Consider the following 21,668-nt stretch of genomic DNA (forward strand, 5'->3'; position numbering starts at 1 on the left):
GGCAAATACACATTCCGCTGTAGGAGCTGCCGAAGGCTGCGAAAACGATTTTTCTGACACTCCGCTTCGCAGCCTTCGGCAGCTCCTACAGAAGAACTTCAGCATTCCAGCCCCTCAGCCCTGCCACTCACTCACAAAATCCACCACATCCACTTTCGCAGCAACACGTGGCGGGTTCTGTGGCGTGCCCAGATACAGAAAGGCGATCACCTCCTCGTCATCCGCCAGGCCAAAACCTTTGGCGACTAGCGGCGAATAAGACAGCTCACCGGTGCGCCATACCGCGCCAACGCCCAGCGCATAAGACGCCAGCAATACACTGTGCGCCGCACACCCTGCGGTAATCAACTGCTCGGCTTTTGGCACTTTGTAGTGATCCTGCAGACGGGCAACTACAACCACAACCAGTGGCGCGCGTAGCGGGCCGAGGCGTGCTTTGTCCAAGGCTTGCGGTGTCACTTCCGATCCACTGGCCTGCAACGCCTCTGCGAGTAAATCCCCCATGCGCTCACGGGCTGCGCCTTCCACCGTGATAAACCGGAACGGGCGCAACTGTCCATGATCCGGGGCGCGCATGGCTGCACTGAACAGGATTTCACGCTGGGCTGCATCCGGGGCCGGGTCGATCAATCGTGGGACCGAGACACGATTGAGCAATACGTCGAGCGCCTCCATGGGCTACCTCCTTGAGAAATGTTGGATCATTCTAGAGCCTGTGCACACGGATAACGAACCTGCGAGGCAATTACTTACAGGCTGCGACGCACAGGCCACGGTTTACTTGCCGTGGGCCGCAGGTAGAATGGCGCCTTTCCCCGAACCTAGTCAGAGTGACTGCATGGCGTTGCCGACCCTTCGCATCATCGGTTTCATTATCGGCATATTCCTGATCACCTTGGCCATCGCCATGATCGTGCCCATGGTGACGCTGGTCATTTACGACCGCTTCGAAGACCTGCGCTCCTTTCTGTGGGCAAGCTTGCTGACGTTCATCGCCGGGCTGGCATTGATCATTCCCGGTCGACCTGAACACGTGCATTTGCGTCCGCGAGACATGTATCTGCTGACAGTCTCCAGTTGGATCGTTGTGTGCGTCTTCGCCGCACTGCCGTTTCTATTGACCCAGCACATCAGCTACACCGACTCCTTCTTCGAAAGCATGTCTGGCATTACCGCGACGGGTTCAACAGTGCTCAGCGGCCTGGATACCATGTCGCCAGGTATCCTCATCTGGCGCTCGATGCTCCACTGGCTGGGCGGGATCGGCTTTATCGGTATGGCAGTAGCCATTCTGCCCCTGCTGCGTATCGGTGGCATGCGTCTGTTCCAGACCGAATCGTCCGACCGCTCCGAAAAAGTCATGCCCCGCTCGCATATGGTGGCCAAGTTCATCGTGCTGGCGTACGTCAGCATTACGGCGCTGGGCAGTCTGGCTTTCTGGGCGGCCGGCATGAGCCTGTTCGATGCAATTAACCACGCCATGTCCGCCATCTCGACAGGCGGTTTTTCCACCTCCGATCTGTCTCTGGCCAAGTGGCCGCAACCTGCGGTGCATTGGGTCGCGATTGTGGTGATGATCCTGGGTAGCCTGCCGTTTACCCTGTATGTCGCAACCTTGCGCGGCAACCGTGGAGCTTTGATCAGGGATGAACAGGTTCGGGGGCTGTTGGGCTTATTGCTGGTTACCTGGCTGGTACTCGGCGCATGGTACTGGGCGACCACCGACCTGCCATGGTACGACGCGCTACGTCATGTGGCCCTGAACGTGACCTCTGTGGTGACCACCACCGGTTTCGCCCTCGGCGATTACAGCCTGTGGGGCAACTTCGCGCTGATGTTCTTCTTCTATCTTGGCTTTATAGGTGGCTGTTCCGGCTCGACTGCCGGTGGAGTGAAGATTTTTCGCTTTCAGGTCGCCTACATTCTGCTCAAGGCCAACCTTAATCAGTTGATCCACCCGCGTGCGGTGCTCAAACAGACCTATAACGGCCACCGGCTGGACGACGAAATCGTGCGGTCCATCCTGACGTTCTCGTTCTTTTTCACCATCACGATTTGCGGCATCGCCCTGTTGCTGTCGCTACTCGGACTGGACTGGATGACGGCGCTAACCGGCGCAGCGAGCACGGTGTCCGGCGTAGGCCCAGGGCTGGGCGAAACCATCGGCCCGGCCGGTAACTTCGCCACGCTGCCCGACGCCGCCAAATGGATTCTGTCGGGTGGCATGCTGCTGGGGCGTCTTGAGATCATCACGGTGCTGGTGCTGTGCATTCCGGCATTCTGGCGTCAGTGATCGTAATGGCGTTTAATGTCAGTTGACGCAAAAAGCCAGCTGACATTAAACCAACAGCGCCAACGATCAGGAACTCCAGCCATGGAAACCACCAAATCGTTTACCCGCTTCGCCGATTTCTATCCTTACTACCTGCAAGAACACCGAAACAGCGCTTGCCGTCGTCTGCACTTCGTCGGCACCAGTCTGGTGATCTTTCTGCTGGCCTTTGTGATTGGCAGCGGCAGTTGGAGCCTGATCTGGCTAGTACCAGTGGCAGGATATGGCTTCGCCTGGGTCGGTCATTTTTTCTTCGAAAAGAATCGCCCTGCTACTTTCCAGCATCCGTTCTATAGCTTGCTGGGCGATTTCGTCATGTACCGCGACATGCTGACTGGCAAGGTTCCGTTTTAGCCGACGGCACATCAACCGCCAGCGTTTCAGACTACCGGCTCGCTGGCCTCAAGCTTTTCCTCGGCAAGCAGTTCCTTGTGCTTGAGATGAGCATCCGCGAGCCGAAACAGCTCAATCGTGCCATCCAGATGCTCAATCAATGCGGTACAGGACTCCACCCAGTCACCGCAGTTGAGGTATTCCACTTCGCCGACCATGCGCATCTCGGCATGGTGGATATGACCGCACACCACACCATCCAGCCCGCGCTTGACGCACTCATGGGCGATGGCTTCTTCAAAGTCACTGATGAAACTGACCGCCGTCTTGACCTTGTGCTTGAGATACGCCGATAACGACCAGTAACCGTAGCCGTACCTGGCTCGCCAATGATTCAGCCAACGGTTGAGGGTTAGAGTGAATTCGTACGCCGAGTCGCCGAGAAAGGCCAGCCAGCGGTGGTAGCGTGTGATCACGTCGAACTGATCGCCGTGGATGACCAACAGACGGCGTCCGTCTGCTGTGACGTGCTCGGCTTCATCCACCAACTGGATATTGCCCAGAATCAGTTTCGAATAGCGGCGTAGAAACTCATCGTGATTACCGGTGACGTAGATCACCTCGGTGCCGCGCTTACTCATCGTCAACAGGCGGCGTATCACGTTGGTATGGGCCTGAGGCCAGTACATACCACTGCGCAGCTTCCAGCCATCAATGATATCCCCCACCAGATAGACCTTGTCAGCCTGATAGCCCTTGAGGAAATGTGACAAGTGTTCGGCCTGGCAATCCCGCGTGCCCAGATGCACATCAGAAATCCACAAGGTGCGAACGCGTTGCTTACGGCTGGGTCTGGCAAGCTGAGCACTGGTCATGAACCATCTCCTGCTGGGTTTGCATGAGAGTGCCCGGTGCCGGTTAATCGAATGTGACCGGAGTGTGGCAATGCCGTGACAATGCACAAGAAGAGTTGGACTGAATGCTTCAGGGCGGACGCTGGTAGACTGCCCTCGTGCCCCCTGACACCACGCTGTCTCGTTGCAAGGATCGACCTGTAGGAGCGCACGAGCACCGCGAGGCCGCGATAGCGTTCTGCCTGATACACCGGGCCTCGCGGTGCTCGGTGTCAGATAGCCATTTCATGTTTGATAAGAGCTGCCCAGTAAGGAACACCATGACTCCCCGCTCCGCCCTCGGCGCCCTGCATATGGGCGCACTGATGTTTGGCCTTACCGGTGTCTTCGGCAAGCTGGCCAGCGCATCGCCCTCAGTCATTGTGTTCGGTCGCGGAATATTCGCCGTTGCAGCGCTGGCCTTCTTCGCCCGCTTTGCCAGCAATACCCCGTGGAAGACCCTGCGACGAGCCGATTGGGCACGGCTGATACTCGCAGGCATCCTGCTCGCAGCACACTGGGTGAGTTTTTTCATCGCCGTCAAAGTTGCCGGTGTGGCTGTCGCAACCCTGGGCTTTGCCAGTTTTCCGGCTTTTACCGTGATACTCGAAGGGCTGCTGTTTCGCGAACGAATCCGCAGCAATGAAGTGGTTCTAGTGGTACTGGTCAGTATCGGACTGGTGCTGGTGACACCCGAGTTCAATCTGGCCAGCGAGGCCACCAGCGGGCTGCTGTGGGCGGTATTTTCCGGGCTGACATTTTCGCTGTTATCGCTGGTCAATCGCGTCAGTTCGAAAAACGTTCCTGCAGTGCAAGCTGCGCTGTATCAAAACCTGATTGTGGGGCTGTGTCTATTGCCGATGGCGGCGCCTGAGTTAAGTACCGTTCCAGCCCTGGACTGGCTGTGGATCGGCTTGCTCGGAGTGTTCTGCACCGGCCTGGCTCACAGCCTGTTCGTTGCGAGTCTGGCCGTGATAAAAGCCCGGACCGCTGCGGTGGTATTCGCCATGGAACCGGTTTACGGCATCACATTCGCCTGGCTACTGTTCGCCGAAATCCCAACCGTGAGCATGTTGCTGGGCGGCGCGCTGATCATCATCGCCATCATCGTTTCAGGCCTGATGAACGGTAAAAAAGCACCTCAGGCAGCGACGACTCACTGATCAGGCCTGGTCTTGTCGTTGTGCCCCAGATCGCGCTGTGGATCAATCTGGTCGCGGACGCGCTGCTTGAGCACCTTCGCCTCGGGGAATCCGCCGTCGGCCTTGCGCTCCCAGAGTTGCACGCCATCACACGTGATGACGAATACGCCGCCAGTGCCAGGTTGCAGAGAGACCTTGCCCAGATCATCGGAAAACGTACTGAGTAACTCCTGAGCCAACCATGCCGCCCGCAACAACCATTGGCATTGCGTGCAGTAGATAATGGTTATTTCGGGTTTTGCGGCAGACATGAAAAGAGTCTCCAGGATAAGAACAGATGATTTCCCGCAGGGCGTCGCTCAATGTCCCTGACATGACGCTGTCTCGCGACAAACATTGGACCTGTAGGAGCTGCCGAAGGCTGCGATGACGGTATATCAGGCAAACCGCAACGGCGCCGTCGTAACCTCCGACAACTCCTACAGTGCAGGTTCAGAGCAATCTGTAGGAGCCATCGGAGTTTACGACGGTCGCGATGGGGATGTGATGCGGGCCTAAAGACCAGCCAACAGGGCACGAGCCGTCTGTTGATGTTCTTCGTCGGACTCTTCAATCACCTGCAACAACAGCTCACGAGCGCCTTCAATGTCCCCGTCATCGATCAGCACCTGGGCCTGATTGACTTTACTTAGCGGGACTTCTTCGAGATCAAGCAAGTCAAACTCACCTGATTCATCCATGAATCCGTCAAGGAACGTGTCGTCCAGAGCGTCGTTGTTAGACTCGACAACCCCATCTTCCTCAGGGAAATCGCTAAGAAAACGATCATCCGGAATCTCCTGCACATCAGGCAGCTCAGTGAGGTTTGAAGCGAATCCCGGATCTTCGACCGGTGTTTGCACCGATGCATCGGCACGTGCGGTGACGGGTTTGTCGAAAGGATCTACCAGGTCCCAGTCGGCATCCATCGACAGATCATCCAGGTTTAACTGGAAATCGTCGGCGGGCTCCGGATTAAGCGCAGCAGCTGAATTTTCATCGAGCTGTGCGGGTTGCTCTTCAGCCATTGCGGCAGGGATAACTGCGGCTGCCAGCGGTGCAGCCGCAACGAGGGTAGCGGGCGCAGCACTCAGCGCTTCACTGGCAGGCTTGAGCTGTGGATAACGTGAGCGGATCTGCTCAAGCTGTTCCGGCTCCACGCCATTTTGTAAAGCGATCCGCTCTTCCTCAGCGAAGCCGGCAGAATCGCCCTGCTCTGCCAGTAACTCGAGAATACGAATACGCACGTCGGTACGCTCGGGCTGCTTGGCCAAAGCATAGCGCAGAATTCCCATCGCCTCGGCAAACCGGCCATAAGCGATGTAGATGCTGACGCCGTCCAGTGGATCAGTGCTTCCGGCAGCCGCACGTGCAGGGGCCGGACGTGGCGGCGTTGAAGCTGGAGCTGCAACCACGGGAGCCGACACTTTGGGCGTTACGGCTGGCGTGTCATAAACCGGAACAACCGGCGCACGCGCTGGCCTGGTCAGGGTCGGATCAGCACTGACGGGTTGCCGTATGGGTTGTTTTCGACGATTACGACGCACCGACCAGGCCAGCGCAAGCAACAACAGCAGAATCGCCACCGCGCCCAACAGCAACGGCGAAGTCAGCAACGAGGGACTTTGTTGTGGCTCCGCGCTAACGGAAGGAGCTGCAGCGATCGGCTCAGGCACTGCCGGTGACGATGCCGGTAAAGAGGTGTCTGCGCGACTTTCCGCCAGCTCGGTTTGCAGACCGATAATCTGTTTGTCCTTGCCGTCAATCGATGCCTGCTGCGCCTGCAACTGAAGGCGCAGGTCTTCCACCGTCTTGGTCAGCAACTGATTTTCAATGGCCGACGCGGCAAGCTGTTCGGCACCGCGCTGAACTTCTGCGGCTGGCGGCGGGGTTGCTGCGGTGGGCGTGGTAGAAGGATTACCAGAGGGCAGCACAGCAGCGTCCGGTAGCAACAAGCTCTGCCCGACCTTTAGCGCGGTACTGTCGCCATTAGGAAAGACCTGAGGGTTGAGCGCTTTGATCCCGTCAGCCAGTCGCCCTGCCGATGCACCGGCACCAGAGCCCTGCATACGTCGGACGATGGAATTAAGGGTATCGCCGCCCACGACCGAGTAGCGTTTACCTTCCAGTGCTGCCGGTGGCGCAACCGGCATCCGTGATTGTTCGGAGCCCTGAGTGGCGGCGCCACGGGAGCGACCCGCCACCGCCGCGCGCCCTTGCGCAGACGTCGCCGGGTCCAGCAGCAGCGTGTATTCATGCAACATGTCGCCGCCCGGCCGCAGTATCTGCACGAGAAACTGCAGATAGGGTTCAGTGACCGGCTTGCTCGACACCACACGAATCACACCGCGATTGCCACGAATCACGGGAGTGAAGCGCAAATCATTGAAAAAGAAGACCCGGTCGACACCCGCGCGGGCGAACTCTTCCGGCGAGGCCAGTCGCGCGACGATATCTTCAGCGCTCAGTCCGGCGGTTTCCACCAACTCGATTTCGGCATCAAGGGGCTGATTAAGAGCGGAGTGCAGCGTGATATCGCCCATGCCCAATGCAGATGCAAACGTCGAATAGAACAGAGATGCCGAGGATAAAGCGGCGACCATCAGGCCGCGACGAAAAGCGGTTTTGGCAAAACCTGATCGAGTAGCCGCCTGAGAGCTATTGCGCATACGAACCCTTATAGAAACCGAAACAGGCTTCTTTGCATATTCAATACATGGCGTGGACTTCAATGTCTGGCTGCAAGTATGAGCGAGAAGGAGCGTGTCTGCCTCAGGATCTTTCGAGGTTGGCCAGAATCCGCGTGTGGACGCGCATACAAACCCGAAGTTCTTCCTCATCGATACCCGCGAACAGCTCAACCCGCAGCGCAGTGGCAATGGCTTCGATCTTCTGGATCAAGGGACGGGCAGTGTCACACAGGACGATTTTCTTGGCGCGACGGTCTTCGGCTACTGCATGGCGCTGCACCAGCCCCTGCGCCTCAAGGCTATCAAGCAAACGCGCGAGGGTCGGGCCTTCAACGCCCACGCTCTGCGCCAGTTCGCGTTGAGTAGGCGGTTCCTGAAAACGGGCAAGGTGTAACAACACCAGCCATCGAGCCTGAGATAGCCCGAGATCGGCCAGGCGTCGATCCAGTTCTGCCCGCCAGCCACGGGACATATGTGCCAGTTGCATGCCGAAGCGGTGTTCATCTGTCATTGGCATAGAGAAACTCTGGGTCGATACTAATAATTAGTCAGCTAAGCATGGCGTCAGGATTGAGGCAAGTGAGGGGTTGTAAGTATATGAGTTGGATATCTGCTGCCTGCGGGGGTAGTGCTCTGCAGGGGATACTCCGTCCGCCTATAAACCTGATACGCGATGCAAAACCTGTGGGACCGAATTTATTCGGGAAGTCGGTATTTCAGGCGATACACAGGCTGAGAATGTACCAGCCCCTTCGCGAATGAATTCGCTCCCACGGGAATAGCATTCCAGTTCAAGCGATAAGGCCAGCCTGTATCAAACCTCGAATTCAGCTTGCAAGGCAGCGCGTACGCAATACAGAACCCCTTCCGGTACGCGCCCGGCAAACTGCTCGGCGATGGCCGCTACAGGCGGTAACTCACCTTCGCCGTCAAGGAACGCATCCTGAATTTCGCCCAAAAGGTCCTCCGGCAGGTCCAGCGCCTGCTCCAGAGACAGCTGCTGCCTGCCAATGGCTTCAGCGAGCATGGTGTAGACGTTTTTCTCGGTGCACTGCAACTGACCGGCAATTTGTGCAGGCGTCATCCCGGCACGGGCCAGGCTGATGAGTTCGTGGCGCACATCGGCCACCACCTTTGGCGCTTCGGCTGCACCGCCCAGCACTTCCAGAAACGCTTCGCCATAGCGCTCCAGCTTGCGTGCGCCGACGCCGCCGACCTGAGCCATGTCCGACATGGTTTCGGGTTTGCTGCGCAGCATTTCCAGCAAGGTCGAGTCCGGGAAGATGACATAAGGCGGCACGCCATGCTCTTCAGCCAGCTTGCGTCGCAGCGCGCGCAACGCTTCCCACTGCTCGCGCTCTTCAGTACGCACCAGTTGGCTGGCCGGGCTGCCGGAGCTGCTTTTCGCCGTGGTCTGCGGTTTCAGGTCGCGACGCAACTCCAGCGTCACTTCGCCACGCAACAATGGACGGCAGGTGTCGCTCAGGCGCAGCCCGCCGTAGCCTTCCAGATCGATATCAGCCAGCCCTCGTGCGACCAACTGGCGAAACAGCGAACGCCATTCGCCCTCGGAACGCGCCTTGCCGACACCAAAAACCGAAAGATGCTGATGACCGAAGTTCTGCACTTTATCGTTGGATTTACCCAGCAGCACATCCACCAGATGACCGACCCCGTAACGCTGGCCTGTACGATAAATCGCCGACAACGCCTGACGGGCTGGCTCTGTCGCGTCCCAGGTCTGCACGCCGTCGACACAGTTATCGCAATGACCACACGGCTGGGGCATGTCTTCGTCGAAGTAAGCCAGAAGCGTCTGACGGCGGCAGCGGGTCTCTTCGCACAGCGCCAGCATGGCATCGAGCTTGTGGTGCTCCAGACGCTTGTGTCGCTCGTCGCCTTCTGAGTTCTGCAGCATCTGCTTGAGCATCAGCACATCCTGCAGACCGTAGGCCATCCACGCATCGGCGGGCAAACCATCACGACCCGCTCGACCGGTTTCCTGGTAATAGGCCTCAAGAGACTTGGGCAAATCCATGTGCGCAACAAATCGCACGTTGGGCTTGTCGATGCCCATGCCGAAAGCGATGGTCGCAACCATGATCAGGCCTTCCTCATTAAGGAAGCGTTTCTGGTTGGCAGCACGGGTCTCGGAAGGCAGGCCGGCATGATAAGGCAACGCCGGGTAACCGTTCTCGCAAAGAAAGGCCGCCACTTCGTCGACTTTTTTGCGTGACAGGCAGTAAACGATACCGGCGTCGCTCCGACGCTCGGACAGAAACGCCAACAATTGCTTGCGCGGCGACTCCTTGGGCACGATGCGGTAAAAAATATTGGGGCGGTCGAAGCTCGACAGAAAGCGCTCGGCGTTCTGCAGATGCAGCCGGGTGACGATTTCTTCCCGGGTACGCTTGTCCGCAGTCGCAGTCAGAGCGATACGTGGCACATCGGGGAACAGCTCTGCCAACTGTCCCAATTGCAGATACTCGGGACGGAAATCATGCCCCCACTGAGAGACGCAGTGCGCTTCGTCGATGGCGAACAGGGCGATCTGCAGATTCTGCAAAAACGCCAGCATGCGTGGCTGAACCAGACGTTCCGGCGCCAAGTACAGCATCTTGATTTCGCCCTGACGAATCCGGTGAGCCAGTTCCCGCTGCTGATCGGCGTTCAGGGTAGAGTTCAGCGCAGCTGCCGAGACGCCCAGCTCTTCCAGAGTGGCAACCTGATCGTCCATCAGGGCGATCAGCGGCGAAACAACCACCGCAAGGCCATCACGCAACAGGCCCGGGACCTGAAAACACAGCGATTTGCCACCGCCGGTGGGCATCAACACCAGCGCATCACCACCGCTGGCCACGCGTTCAATAATGGCACCCTGGCGACCACGAAAGCTGTCATAGCCGAAGATGTCTTTAAGTACGCGTTGCGCCTGTTCGAGCATAAAAACCCCAGAATGTCCTGCTGCACTGCAAAGCGCGGCAGTATACCCGACGTGTCACAGGCAAAGGGCAGCCGGGATATAAGCGGTCGAAATTAAACTCATCGTGCATTGCATCCACCTCCACGCTGGCGCCCAAGGCGCTCAGGGCCTAGAATTCAGCATCGTTTATTTCCAAGGTAGTCCGTCAATGTCCTTCGCTGAGCAACTAAACCGCCTGCAAGTCTTCCTCGATGCAGATGAGCTGCATGACGAGGCACTGGACTACGTGGCCGCTCATGGCTACCTGACCGCTCTTTCTATCTGCGCCGAAACCGTGCCAGAACGCGAGTGGATCGATGCGCTGTTCTCCGAACCACCGCATTACGCCGATGATGCGCAGCGCGAAGAGATCGAAGGCACTTTGATCCAGTTGCAGACGCACATTGCTCGCCAGCTGGCTTCGGATGAAGAGTTCGAACTGCCGTGCGATCTGGACCTGGGCGACGAGCCGGATGATTCTGACCTGCGCGGCTGGTGCATTGGCTTCATGGAAGGTGTGTTCCTGCGTGAAAGCGCCTGGTTCGAAACCGCCGAGGAAGAAGTCAGCGAGATGCTGTTGCCGATCATGGTCGGTTCGGGTCTGTTCGATGAGCAGCCTGAGTTCTCCGACATCGCGGCTGATGCCAACCTGATGGATGACATGATCGTACAGATTCCGGAAGCGCTCACCGCGCTGTACCTGCTGTGCCAGGCGCCGGATGAAAAGCCTGCGATCCTCAAGCCTCGCCATCACTGAGTCTGCGCCTAATGGCGCAGGCCGCACCGCGCACGAGTCGTAACCGGTTCGTACGCTATGCCTTTCTGGGCGCTGGCTGGTTAAGCGTGGTATTGGGTGTCATCGGGATTTTCCTGCCGATTCTGCCCACCACGCCTTTTCTATTGCTCGCCGCCGCGTGCTTCGCTAGAAGCTCTCCGCGCTTTTATAACTGGCTGGTCAATCACCCGCGGCTTGGCCCATGGATTCGCGATTACCTTGAGGGTAACGGCATCCCGCTCAAGGGTAAGGTCTACGCGATTGTCACGATGTGGATCAGCATCGGGTTTTCCTGTTATCTCGTTTCGTTCCTTTGGGCAAGGGTGTTCATGGTGACCTGTGCGGTGTTGGTGACGGTTTATATCTTGCGGCAGAAGACGTTGCGTAAGGCTTGAGTGTTGCGTCGCCCAAGAGACACATCTTTTCCATGCAGGGATTTTTGGGTACATATCCATTTCTGCGGTAACGGATATGTATGCCGCGATAAGGCTGTACACAATTCAAGGCAAACACCTCAAACCACATCCGCCCTCAACGAGTGATCCCCCAGCATCCCGCTGATGATCGACCCGGCATCAGCACCAGACACCATGCCCCCCGCGCCAACCCCGACCCCATAGTGATGCGCCAGATCAACGCCCGCCAGGTCGATCGTTTGTGAAGCACCGCCCGATCCGATTTCAATACTCGACACCAGATCCGCACCACTGTCCGTGACCTTGAAATGCAGAAAGTCATCCAGCGAATCCGCACCCGCGCTAAAGCCCTGCAGTAGCTTCGACAAGTCCAGAGTGTCAGCCCCGAGACTGAAATCAGTCACCACATCGTGCCCACTGTCCCCCGACAGCCACTTGAACGTGTCATGCCCCGCTCCGCCCGTCAGCGTGTCGTTGCCCAAGCCGCCAGTCAGCACGTCATTGCCAGCACCGCCATTGATGATATTGGCCTCGTAGTCACCGGAGAGGTGATCGTCGTAATCCGAACCGATCAGGTTCTGGATATTGATCAACGTGTCAGTACCTGCCCCGCCGGTGTTTTGCGGTCCGAGCTGCGCCGTACTGACCGTGACACCGGACTCGGCCAACGCATAACTGGCGGTGTTATTACCCGCGCCGCCATCCAGCACTTCATTGCCCGCCTCGCTGAACAGGATGTCATTGCCGTTATCGCCGTACAGATAGTTGTTCCCGGCCCCACCGCTGAGCACATCGTTGCCATCGCCACCATGCAGGCTGTCGTCTCCTGCACCTGCGAGCAATACGTCGTCACCCGTGGTGCCCAGCAACGTGCAACCTTCCTGATAACTGATGTTCACCGCCGCTGAATCGCTGCCGCCATGGCCGTCGCTCACCGTGTAAGCACTTTCGTGATTCGGCGTGGTGTCGGCAGCGCTGTAGTCAATCGCCAGATCAAGGGAGTAGTGAACCGCAGGACCGGGTTGTCCGGCGTCAGGCTGATTAACCAGAAGGATGCGATAGACACCGTTTTCCGTCGCGGTAAAGGTCCCGCCTGCGTCCAGCAATTGAAACTCGCCACCGTCCAGTTGCCAGAGAACACCGATTTGATCGCCCAGACTTTTCAGGTCGACCGTCACGCTCTCGCCAGCCACCAGGCTGAAGCTGTAAAGGTCCTGCGCATTAGCCCCCGAACCACTGAATGCCCCCAGATACCCCGTAATAGCCACCATTGCGGTCATGGCACCGGTGTTCGTAAAGTCGCTGCGTTCGAGGTTCTTTAACTGGTTGCCAGAGTTATCCCGCTTACCGGAAAAATCGATGACTTTCGGGCAATCATTGGAAAACCCCTCGCCCTTGGCCTGCCACCCCGTATGGAACACCGTGGGGCTGGCGGTCAAAGGTCCACCGTCGCCGGGCACGTCATTGGCCAGCAACAGCGCCCCGGGAATATTGATGCACGGTGCAAGAATATTGGTGATGACGTTGTCGGCCACAGCCGTCGGGCCTTCGGGGGGCTGAATGGCCGGAACGTTGATTTGTAGAGTGGAGCCGGCCAGGTCACCGTCGTTGTCGCTGATTACATACTGGATGTTCTCGGTCAGAGGCTCACAGCCAGGATTCGCCGAGGGGGTATAACTGAAGTCCCCGTTGAGCATGTTCACCACCAGGGTACCGCCGCCTTCACTGGTGACAGTGAGGCTGTGCGTGGCGGGATCGAACACCCCGGCCCCGGCGCAGGAACTGACGCACAGCCCGGTGTGCGGGTCGTAGCTGTAAGTGGTGCCATCAATGCTGATGGAGTGCACAAAGCCGCCGTCCGCGCCGAAAGTACCGCCCTGCAGCAAGCTGCCACCGGCGCTGTTCAGAGGCGAGCCGGGGCACCCTGGATCAGCGCTCAGTGTGACTTCGATGCAATGAGCTTCAGGCACGTCGTCGACAATGTTTATGTCCAGCGTGCTATTGGCCGAATCACCATCGCTGTCGTGGGCAACGACGCTGAACGACTCGCCCGTAACGTTGGTACCGTCACCGGCAGGATGGTCAGCGGCGCCCTGCAAGGTGTAGCTGTAGCTGACTTCGCCAGTAGCGGGGTCATAACCGATCACGCTGAACGTGTTACCTAGCGGGGTCTGCATGGTCAGCGGAAATCCGGCGACAATGCCCGCGCTGATGACCGCCAGCCCACCGACCACAAGGCTTTGCAGCCCGTCGACGGCACTGACGGTGAACACCCCGGCCTGGGTGACGGGGCCACAGGACAGGTCGTTTTCATTGAACGTCAGCTGACCGCCGCACAACTCCACGGCATGATCGACAGGAGGCTCGACCGGGGGCTCAGGGTCTGTCGGCGGTTCGGGATCAGCAGGCGGCACGATGAAAACCGGAGGCTCATAAACATTGCCTGAACGACTCGAGGCATCGCCAAGCCCCTCGATACGCCCTTCGGGGAACTCGGGAGCAGCGCTCAAGCCCTGAGTCGGAAAACCAATTTCCGGCGTCACCTCACCGCCAACCTCGGCCAACAGCAATGCCGAATGTCCGCCTCCCAGCGATGAACCATCCGCCACCTCCGGCCCGGCATCAGCAGCTTCAGGGGCTTGCAATTGCGCATCTGCGCTGATGACTTGTTCAGGCAATACGGTCTGCGTGGGCTGCACGGCAGACTGAGCCAGTGTGGGCGTTAGCTCGTCCGCAGTGTCGACATGCCCGGCCTGATGATTGAGTAACTGCGGCGTGAGTTGCAGACTGCTGCCACGTCCGAGGGTCAGTTCGCCTCCGCCGTTGAGATTGACCGCCACGGCACCGCTTCCACCGGTCTGCACCTGTTCTCCGGCAAACAGCCGATCGCCATCGATCAGAATCCTGCGTGTACCGTCGCCCGCCACTGCAAATACATCACCCGCCACTTGTCGCACCGTGCCGATAAACCCGCCCATATTCCCTCCCTGACTTGCAACAATCCGAACCATTCCCGTTACAAAAAGGCCTGCTTTTCGCCTTCTATGAACCGATGAAAGATCGACATTTATTTAAACGCCATAAAACCGACACCTATCAGCAACTCCGTTTTCGCTTTAAAAATCATCAAGATCAGTAAAGCCATAAAAACGTCATAACTTTAAATTTTCGAAAACAACAACCGTAAATAGCTGTTTTTAGGCAAATCAATCCATAGACAATCGCTCGCATCGAATAAATCTCATAAGTTTTTTTTGGCATAAGCGTTATGAGTAAAACGTCTTGGCTGCCTCCAAAGTTGTTCTTAGCTGTGATGTTACAAACCTGATACGGTTTTAAACGCACAGATCGTCAGTTTTTTGGCAAACAAGAACGGTATTACTTAGGGAGAAGTATTCATGCGCGATTTGACCCCGCTTTACGGTGCCGTGGTGTTAGCGGTGGCCTGTGCTCAAGCGCAAGCCATGTCGTTGACCGACGCCATACAGGACACGCTCGATAACCACCCGGAAATTCAGGCCAGCAAGAACAACCGGCTGTCCGCCGATGAGGATGTGAACGTCGCCAAAGGCGGATACCTGCCCGCAGTGGACCTGGTCGCCAGTTACGGCCGACAACGTACCGACAACCCCACCACCCGGGCGATTTATGGGCATGACAATCGTGACCTGAACTACACGCAATCAGAGTTGCGCCTGCGCCAGTTACTGTTCGATGGCTTCAATACCCCGAACGAAGTCGGCCGCACCAAAGCGGTAGTCGACTCCCGGGCGTATTACGTGCGGGGTACTTCGGAAAGTCTCGCGTTGCGGGCCATCGAGGTTTATCTCGATGTACTGAAACGGCGCGAGTTGCTGACTTTGGCCAAGAACAACCTGCAAGCGCACTTGCGCATCAATGATCAGATCGGCTTGCGCAGTGAGCGCGGCGTGGGCAGTACGGCTGACCGCGACCAGTCCGCGGCACGCCGAGCCTTGGCAGAAAACAACTTCTACACTGCCCAGGTGGATCTGGCTGATGCCGAAGCCAACTTCTTCAGCGCTGTCGGGCGCATGCCTGACGAGCTGGAAACTCCGCCGTCGATCAAGGGCGAAGTGCCGTTGAGCCTTAGTGCCGCACAACAAAGCATGTTGCTTAACAACCCCTATCTCAAGTCAGCTCAGGCCGATGTCAACGCCGCGCAAAAGCAATACGAAATCGCTAAATCACCGTTCTACCCGCGCTTCGATGCCGAAGTGGCGGTGGGCGCCAATAACAATCTGCAAGGCGAAGAAGGCCACGACAACGAATGGCGAGCTGCCGTGGTGATGAATTACAACCTGTTCAACGGCAACCGGGACAAGGCCCGCCTGCGCTCTGACTCCTACAAGACCGGACAAGCTCTGGACATCCGCAACAACGCGTTGCGCATGCTCAACGAGAACCTTTCGCTGGCCTGGAACGCCATGTCCAATGCCCGCCTGCAAACACCTGCGGCCAGGGAATATGCCGAAACCACCACACGCGTACGGGCCGCTTATCAGGATCAGTTCGGCCTCGGCCAACGCACACTGCTGGATCTGCTGGACAGCGAAAACGAGTTGTACAACGCCAGCCGCCGTTACACCGAAGTGCGTTACACCGAGGAGTTCGCCATGTATCGCGTGCTCGCGACCGAGGGCGAATTGCTGCGCAAGCAACGAGTCGTGGTGCCCTCCGAGGCTATCGCGTTGACGGAAGTCAAAAGCGACGCACGCCTGCCTGAACTGAAATAACGCTTCTCCTCGGGAGTACGCCTGTGACCAGCATGGAATTGCCCTTTTCACTCGATGCCCGTTCAAGCTTTGATGACCCGCTGCTAGACGGCCTGCTGATTCTTTGCCGATTGCATGACTGTGCCGCCAGCAGAACCAGCCTGTGTACCGGCCTGCCCCTGGCGGAGCAGCGCTTGAGTGCCGACTTGCTGCCACGCGCGGCAGCCCGGGCAGGGCTGCAGGCGCGCTGGCTGCGCCGCGAACTCAACGCGATCGACGCCTTGATTCTGCCGGTTTTACTGCTTCTGGACGGGCAGCGCTGTGCGGTACTCCGCAGCTGGGGGGAGGATGGCCGGGCGTTGATCCTGCCCTGCGAAAGCGAGGGTGGCGAGCAATGGGTCACTCGCGAGGATCTGACCAAAAGCTACAGTGGCCAGGCCCTGTTCGCACGTCCGCGCCATGAACTCGAAGACTTGCGCGCGCCGCTGGTACCACGGGTCAAGGCGTGGTTTCGCGATACGCTCAAGCTGTCGCGTGGTCTGTACAGCGACGCGATTCTGGCCAGCCTGTTGATCAACGTACTGGGCTTGATGGTCCCGCTGTTCGTCATGCAGACCTACGACCGAGTAGTGCCCAACCAGGCCACTTCAACCCTGTGGGTGCTGGCAATCGGATTGCTGATCGGCACAGTGTTCGAGCTCGGTCTGCGTCTGATTCGTGCACACCTGCTGGACCAGGCCGGTCGTAAAACCGACCTGATTCTCTCCGCAACGCTGTTCGAGCGCATCGTGGGCATGACCATGAAAGCACGCCCGGCGACCATTGGCGGCTTCGCGCAAAGCATCCATGACTTTCAAGGGCTGCGCGAATTCCTGACCGCAGTGACCCTGACCAGCCTCATCGATCTGCCCTTCGCTGCGCTGATGCTGTTGGTCATTGGCTTGCTGGGTGGCTGGCTGGTACTGATCCCCGTGATCGCCTTCCCGCTGACGATTGTCTTTGCCTGGCTGATCCAGGTCCGCCTGCGCGATACCGTGCAGAAAAGTCTGGCGCTGGGTGCTGAACGCCAGGGCCTGCTGATCGAAACCCTGGGCGGCCTCGAAACCCTCAAGACCTGCGGCGCACAGAGCCAGCGGCAACACCAATGGGAGAGTACCCACGGTGCTCTGACCCGCCTCGACGGCCACGCTCGCAACCTTGCCGCGCTGGCCAGCAACGGCACACTGTTCGTCCAGCAATTCGCTGGCATGGCAACGATTGTTGCCGGGGTCTACAGCATCATCGCCGGTAACCTCAGCGTCGGCGCGCTGGTCGCCACGTACATGCTCGGCAGTCGCGTGCTGGCTCCACTCGGGCAAATCGCCGGTTTGATTACTCGCTATCAGCAAGCGCGACTGACCATGACCAGTACCGACGCCTTGATGAGCCTGCCTCAGGAAACCCAGGCTGAGCAAAAGCCCCTGCAAAACAGCGCGCTGCTGGGCGGGCTGAGCATGGACCAGGTGAGCTTTCGCTATGCAGCCAAAGGGGCTGAAGCGCTATCGGCGGTCAGCTTCAAGATCCGCCCCGGTGAACGGATCGGCATTATTGGTCGCAGCGGCTCCGGCAAGAGCACGCTGGCAAGATTGCTGATGGGCTTTTACCCGCCCGACGCAGGTCAGGTCTTACTCGACAACCTCGACCTGCGACAACTGGACGTCGCTGATGTACGCCAGCAGATCGGCTATGTCGCTCATGACTTGCCCTTGTTGTCCGGCAGCCTGCGCGACAACCTGACCCTGGGCGCTCGCTACATCAGTGATTCACGCATGCTTGAGGTGGCGCGCCTGACCGGCGTTGATGAGCTGGCGCTGCGGCACCCGCAGGGATTCGACCGGCCAGTCGGTGAGCGCGGGCAGTTGCTCTCGGGTGGTCAACGACAAACAGTCCTGCTGGCCCGCGCGTTGCTGCTCGACCCACCGTTGTTGCTGCTGGACGAACCGACCAGCCACATGGACAACAGCAGCGAAGATCAACTGCGCCAACACCTGTACGAGCTGCTACCGGGCAAGACCTTGCTGCTAGTGACCCATCGCATGTCGATGCTGACACTCGTTGATCGCTTGCTGGTCATGGACAACGGCAAGCTCGTCGCCGACGGCCCCAAAGACGCTGTAATCGAAGCACTGCGCAAGGGCCAGATCGGTCCGGGCGCGGTTTAAGGAGCATCACTTATGCCCGCCTCTACTTCTCCGCGTTACTTCAATCCACGCCTGCGCGACGACCTCGAATTCATGCCGTATCTGGCCGGTGCCATGGCTCAGGACTCGCCACGCAAATCGCGCATCACCGTCTGGGTAGTCGCAAGCCTGATGCTGACGGCGCTGGTCTGGGCCAAATTCGCTGTACTTCAGGAAGTCACCATGGGCGAAGGCAAAGCCATCCCATCGAGCAAAGTGCAGATTATCCAGAACCTGGAAGGCGGCATCGTTACCGAGATTTTTGTTCGTGAAGGGCAACTGGTGAACAAAGGCGACACGCTGTTGCGTCTGGATGACACGCGCTTTCTTTCCAACAAGGGCGAAAGCGAAGTTGATCGCTACACCTTGAGCGCTCAAGTGGAGCGCCTGTCAGCGGAGTCTCAGGGCTGGCCGTTCAAGCTTTCGGATGAGATCGTCGCCAAGGCTGCGCAAACCGCGCGGGATGAGTTATCGCTTTACCAATCCCGGCAGCGACGCTTGACCAGCGAGCAACGCACGCTGAATGAGCAGTTGCGACAGAAGACTCAAGAGCTGGCCGAATTCCGCGCCAAGCAGGAGCAGTACCGCAGCAGCCTGGGACTGGTCCAGCAAGAGCTGAACATGTCGTCGCCACTGGTGGCTTCCGGAGCCGTGTCGCCGGTGGAAATCCTTCGTCTGAAGCGCAGCGCGGTAGATATCAGAGGTTCGCTGGAAGCTGCAACGCTGGCCATTCCCCGGGCTGAAGCGGCGATCAACGAGATCAAGAGCAAGGTGCAGGAATCAGAGATGACCTTCCGCTCCGACGCCTCTAAAGAACTCAATGAGCGGCGTTCGGAGCTGGCGAAAATCACCGCCACCAGTATTGCCATTGACGACCGGGTCAGCCGCACGACTGTCGTTTCGCCGGTGCGCGGCATCGTCAAGATGCTCAAGGTCAATACCATTGGCGGCGTGGTTCAGCCGGGTAGCGATCTGGTCGAGATCGTGCCGCTGGAAGATAACTTGCTGATCGAAGCCAAGGTGCGGCCGCAGGACGTCGCGTTCCTGCATCCCGGCCAGAAGGCCATGGTCAAGTTCAGTGCCTACGACTACACGATCTATGGCGGACTCCCGGCGAAGCTTGAACTGATCGGGGCGGACACGACGACGGATGACAAAGGCAACAGCTTCTATCTGATTCAGGTGCGTACAGATCGCAATCACTTGGGTAGCGACGAAAAACCGCTGCTGATCATCCCCGGCATGATCGCCACCGTGGATATCATTACCGGCGAGAAAAGCGTGATGGATTACTTGTTGAAGCCGGTGTTGAAGGCCAGGACGGAGGCGCTGCGGGAGCGGTAAGTGATTCTGTAGGAGCTCACGAGCACCGCGAGGCAGCGATGGCGTCCTGCCTGATGCACCGCTATCGCGGCCTCGCGGTGCTCGTGCGCTCCTACAGGGTATTACGCTCCAACAGGACAATGCGGTCTCTGTGGGAGCGGTGCTTGCCCGCGATACAGGCGATAAGCGCTCAAAAAGAGTTAATTTTCAGCATCACCTCTTCTTATCCCGGGCAAATGCCGCTTCCAGCGCCTCGTTGAGGGTGCGTAGGACCTTCACCCGCGCCCAGCGTTTGTCATTGGCTTCAACCAGTGTCCACGGCGCAATCTCGGTGCTGGTGCGATCCACCATGTCGCCTACTGCCTCACGGTATTGCGGCCACTTTTCACGGTTGCGCCAGTCTTCGTCGGTGATCTTGTGGCGTTTGAAAGGGATCTTCTCCCGGGCTTTGAAACGCTCCAGCTGGGTCTTGTCGTCGATGGCGAGCCAGAATTTGACCACCACTATGCCGGCATCGGTCAGTTGCTCCTCGAAGTCATTGATCTCGCCATAAGCCCGTAGCCAGTCAGCCTCGCTACAGAACCCCTCGACCCGCTCCACCAATACCCGCCCATACCAGGAACGATCGAATACAGTGAATTTGCCCCGCGCCGGAATCTGTCGCCAGAAACGCCACAGGTAGGGCTGAGCGCGCTCGTCTTCACTGGGCGCGGCGATTGGCACAATGTTGTATTGGCGTGGGTCGAGCGCCGCCGCCACCCGGCGAATTGCACCGCCCTTACCCGCCGCATCGTTGCCTTCGAACACTGCAACCAATGCATGTTTGCGCATGCGCTTGTCGCGAATATTGCCCGACAGCCGCGCCTGTTCGGTAATCAGTTGCTCTTCGTAATCATCCTTCTCCAGGCTCAGGCTCATGTCGAGGCTGCCCAGCAGGGTCACTTCATCATGGTTATGCGCCAGCGGCCCAACGCTCAGCGGTTGCGGTGTGGTCTCAGGCGCGTTCAACGCCGCCTGCATGCCTTCAAGCAGCAAACGGCCCACGGTCAGGCTGCGGTAATACGGGTCAACGCCTTCGATAACATGCCACGGCGCATACTCACGGCTGGTGCGCCGTAGAACACGCTCGCCGTAACGAACAAATTTGTCGTAGGTTTTGGATTGCTGCCAGTCCAGCGGGCTGATGCGCCAGCTGTGCAATGGGTCGTCCTTGAGCTGCTTGAGGCGCGATTTCATCTGTTTCTTCGACAGATGAAACCAGAACTTGAAAATCAGCGCGCCCTCATCGGTGAGCATCTTTTCCAGGCGTTCGGAACCGTTGATTGCCTGATCAAGAACCGCATCCTTGAACAGCCCGTGAACCCGGCCTTGCAGCATCTGGCTGTACCAGTTGCCGAAGAAAATCCCCATCCGGCCCTTGGCGGGCAACTGCCGCCAATAACGCCAGGCTGCGGGATGCGCCAGTTCTTCATCCGTCTGCTGATCGAAGGTGCGCACCTCGATATAACGAGGGTCCATCCATTCATTCAACAGCTTGACCGTTTCGCCCTTGCCCGCACCTTCAATGCCATTGATCAATACGATGATCTGGCGCTTATCCTGCTCATGAAGGTCGTACTGCGCTTCCAGTAACGCTTCGCGCAAGGCGGGAACTTCAGCATCGTAGGTTTCCTTGGCAATGATGTGACCGATTTCAGCGGATTCGAACATGCATGACTCCTCTCTGGCCTGGCCCCTGTAAACATCTGAAACGACGTTAACGCCTGTAGGAGTGAGCTTGCTCGCGATGAGGTTTGTACGTTGATAGCTAT

At 58.2% G+C, this 21,668-nt stretch carries 16 protein-coding genes; 8 read left to right on the plus strand and 8 right to left on the minus strand.

What is annotated here, in order from left to right:
• Positions 1–114: 114 nt before the first annotated feature.
• On the minus strand, positions 115–675 hold the full coding sequence (locus AUC61_RS19165; RefSeq protein WP_243247734.1) for a nitroreductase family protein: 561 nt from the start codon (positions 673–675) through the stop codon (positions 115–117).
• A 163-nt stretch (positions 676–838) separates the two neighbouring features.
• Here AUC61_RS19165 and AUC61_RS19170 point away from each other — a divergent pair, with 163 nt between their 5' ends.
• Entirely contained in the window at positions 839–2,293 is a 1,455-nt protein-coding gene (locus AUC61_RS19170; RefSeq protein ID WP_243247735.1) for a TrkH family potassium uptake protein, read from the plus strand.
• 81 nt (positions 2,294–2,374) lie between these two features.
• The gene (locus AUC61_RS19175) at positions 2,375–2,686 is read left to right on the plus strand and encodes an Mpo1-like protein (protein WP_243247736.1); all 312 of its coding nucleotides are present in this window, start codon (positions 2,375–2,377) and stop codon (positions 2,684–2,686) included.
• Between the two features lie 26 nt (positions 2,687–2,712).
• Here the strand turns inward: AUC61_RS19175 and AUC61_RS19180 are convergent, their stop codons facing one another.
• Complete coding sequence (locus tag AUC61_RS19180; RefSeq protein WP_243247737.1) at positions 2,713–3,540, minus strand: UDP-2,3-diacylglucosamine diphosphatase; 828 nt, start codon at positions 3,538–3,540, stop codon at positions 2,713–2,715.
• A gap of 299 nt (positions 3,541–3,839) precedes the next feature.
• On the opposite strand from AUC61_RS19180, the gene AUC61_RS19185 reads away from it, so the two are divergent.
• On the plus strand, positions 3,840–4,721 hold the full coding sequence (locus AUC61_RS19185; RefSeq protein ID WP_243247738.1) for a DMT family transporter: 882 nt from the start codon (positions 3,840–3,842) through the stop codon (positions 4,719–4,721).
• Here the strand turns inward: AUC61_RS19185 and AUC61_RS19190 are convergent.
• The 4 genes from AUC61_RS19190 to recQ form a co-directional block, all read right to left on the minus strand.
• Positions 4,715–5,011, minus strand: coding sequence for an Rdx family protein (locus tag AUC61_RS19190; RefSeq protein ID WP_243247739.1), 297 nt, complete (start codon positions 5,009–5,011; stop codon positions 4,715–4,717). The two genes, AUC61_RS19185 and AUC61_RS19190, sit on opposite strands and share 7 nt — an antisense overlap.
• Positions 5,012–5,254: 243 nt before the next feature.
• On the minus strand, positions 5,255–7,408 hold the full coding sequence (locus AUC61_RS19195; protein WP_243247740.1) for a motility hub landmark protein FimV: 2,154 nt from the start codon (positions 7,406–7,408) through the stop codon (positions 5,255–5,257).
• A gap of 103 nt (positions 7,409–7,511) precedes the next feature.
• A complete protein-coding gene (locus AUC61_RS19200) occupies positions 7,512–7,946 on the minus strand; it encodes a MarR family transcriptional regulator (RefSeq protein WP_122664971.1) in 435 nt (144 codons plus the stop codon).
• 297 nt (positions 7,947–8,243) lie between these two features.
• Positions 8,244–10,373 carry a DNA helicase RecQ gene (recQ, locus tag AUC61_RS19205; protein ID WP_243247742.1) on the minus strand — a complete coding sequence of 710 codons (2,130 nt, stop codon included), beginning with the start codon at positions 10,371–10,373 and terminating at the stop codon, positions 8,244–8,246.
• A 187-nt stretch (positions 10,374–10,560) separates the two neighbouring features.
• Between recQ and AUC61_RS19210 the strand changes: the two genes are divergently transcribed.
• Complete coding sequence (locus AUC61_RS19210; RefSeq protein ID WP_243247743.1) at positions 10,561–11,148, plus strand: UPF0149 family protein; 588 nt, start codon at positions 10,561–10,563, stop codon at positions 11,146–11,148.
• Between the two features lie 11 nt (positions 11,149–11,159).
• Positions 11,160–11,561, plus strand: coding sequence for a YbaN family protein (locus AUC61_RS19215; RefSeq protein ID WP_122664973.1), 402 nt, complete (start codon positions 11,160–11,162; stop codon positions 11,559–11,561).
• A 119-nt stretch (positions 11,562–11,680) separates the two neighbouring features.
• On the opposite strand, the gene AUC61_RS19220 is transcribed toward AUC61_RS19215, so the two are convergent.
• Positions 11,681–14,560 carry a retention module-containing protein gene (locus AUC61_RS19220; protein WP_243247744.1) on the minus strand — a complete coding sequence of 960 codons (2,880 nt, stop codon included), beginning with the start codon at positions 14,558–14,560 and terminating at the stop codon, positions 11,681–11,683.
• A gap of 420 nt (positions 14,561–14,980) precedes the next feature.
• On the opposite strand from AUC61_RS19220, the gene AUC61_RS19225 reads away from it, so the two are divergent.
• From AUC61_RS19225 to AUC61_RS19235, 3 genes are read left to right on the plus strand one after another with little or no spacing between them, the layout of a single operon-like run.
• Positions 14,981–16,336 (plus strand): TolC family outer membrane protein, encoded by a 1,356-nt coding sequence (locus AUC61_RS19225; protein ID WP_243247745.1) that lies wholly within the window; start codon positions 14,981–14,983, stop codon positions 16,334–16,336.
• A gap of 23 nt (positions 16,337–16,359) precedes the next feature.
• Positions 16,360–18,516, plus strand: a complete 2,157-nt coding sequence (locus AUC61_RS19230; protein WP_243247746.1) for a type I secretion system permease/ATPase — start codon at positions 16,360–16,362, stop codon at positions 18,514–18,516.
• 12 nt (positions 18,517–18,528) lie between these two features.
• Positions 18,529–19,878 (plus strand): HlyD family type I secretion periplasmic adaptor subunit, encoded by a 1,350-nt coding sequence (locus AUC61_RS19235; protein ID WP_243247747.1) that lies wholly within the window; start codon positions 18,529–18,531, stop codon positions 19,876–19,878.
• A 192-nt stretch (positions 19,879–20,070) separates the two neighbouring features.
• On the opposite strand, the gene pap is transcribed toward AUC61_RS19235, so the two are convergent.
• Complete coding sequence (gene pap, locus AUC61_RS19240) at positions 20,071–21,567, minus strand: polyphosphate:AMP phosphotransferase (protein ID WP_243247748.1); 1,497 nt, start codon at positions 21,565–21,567, stop codon at positions 20,071–20,073.
• Positions 21,568–21,668: the final 101 nt, after the last annotated feature.

The organism is Pseudomonas maioricensis (assembly GCF_022790535.1).
Taxonomy (GTDB): domain Bacteria; phylum Pseudomonadota; class Gammaproteobacteria; order Pseudomonadales; family Pseudomonadaceae; genus Aquipseudomonas; species Aquipseudomonas maioricensis.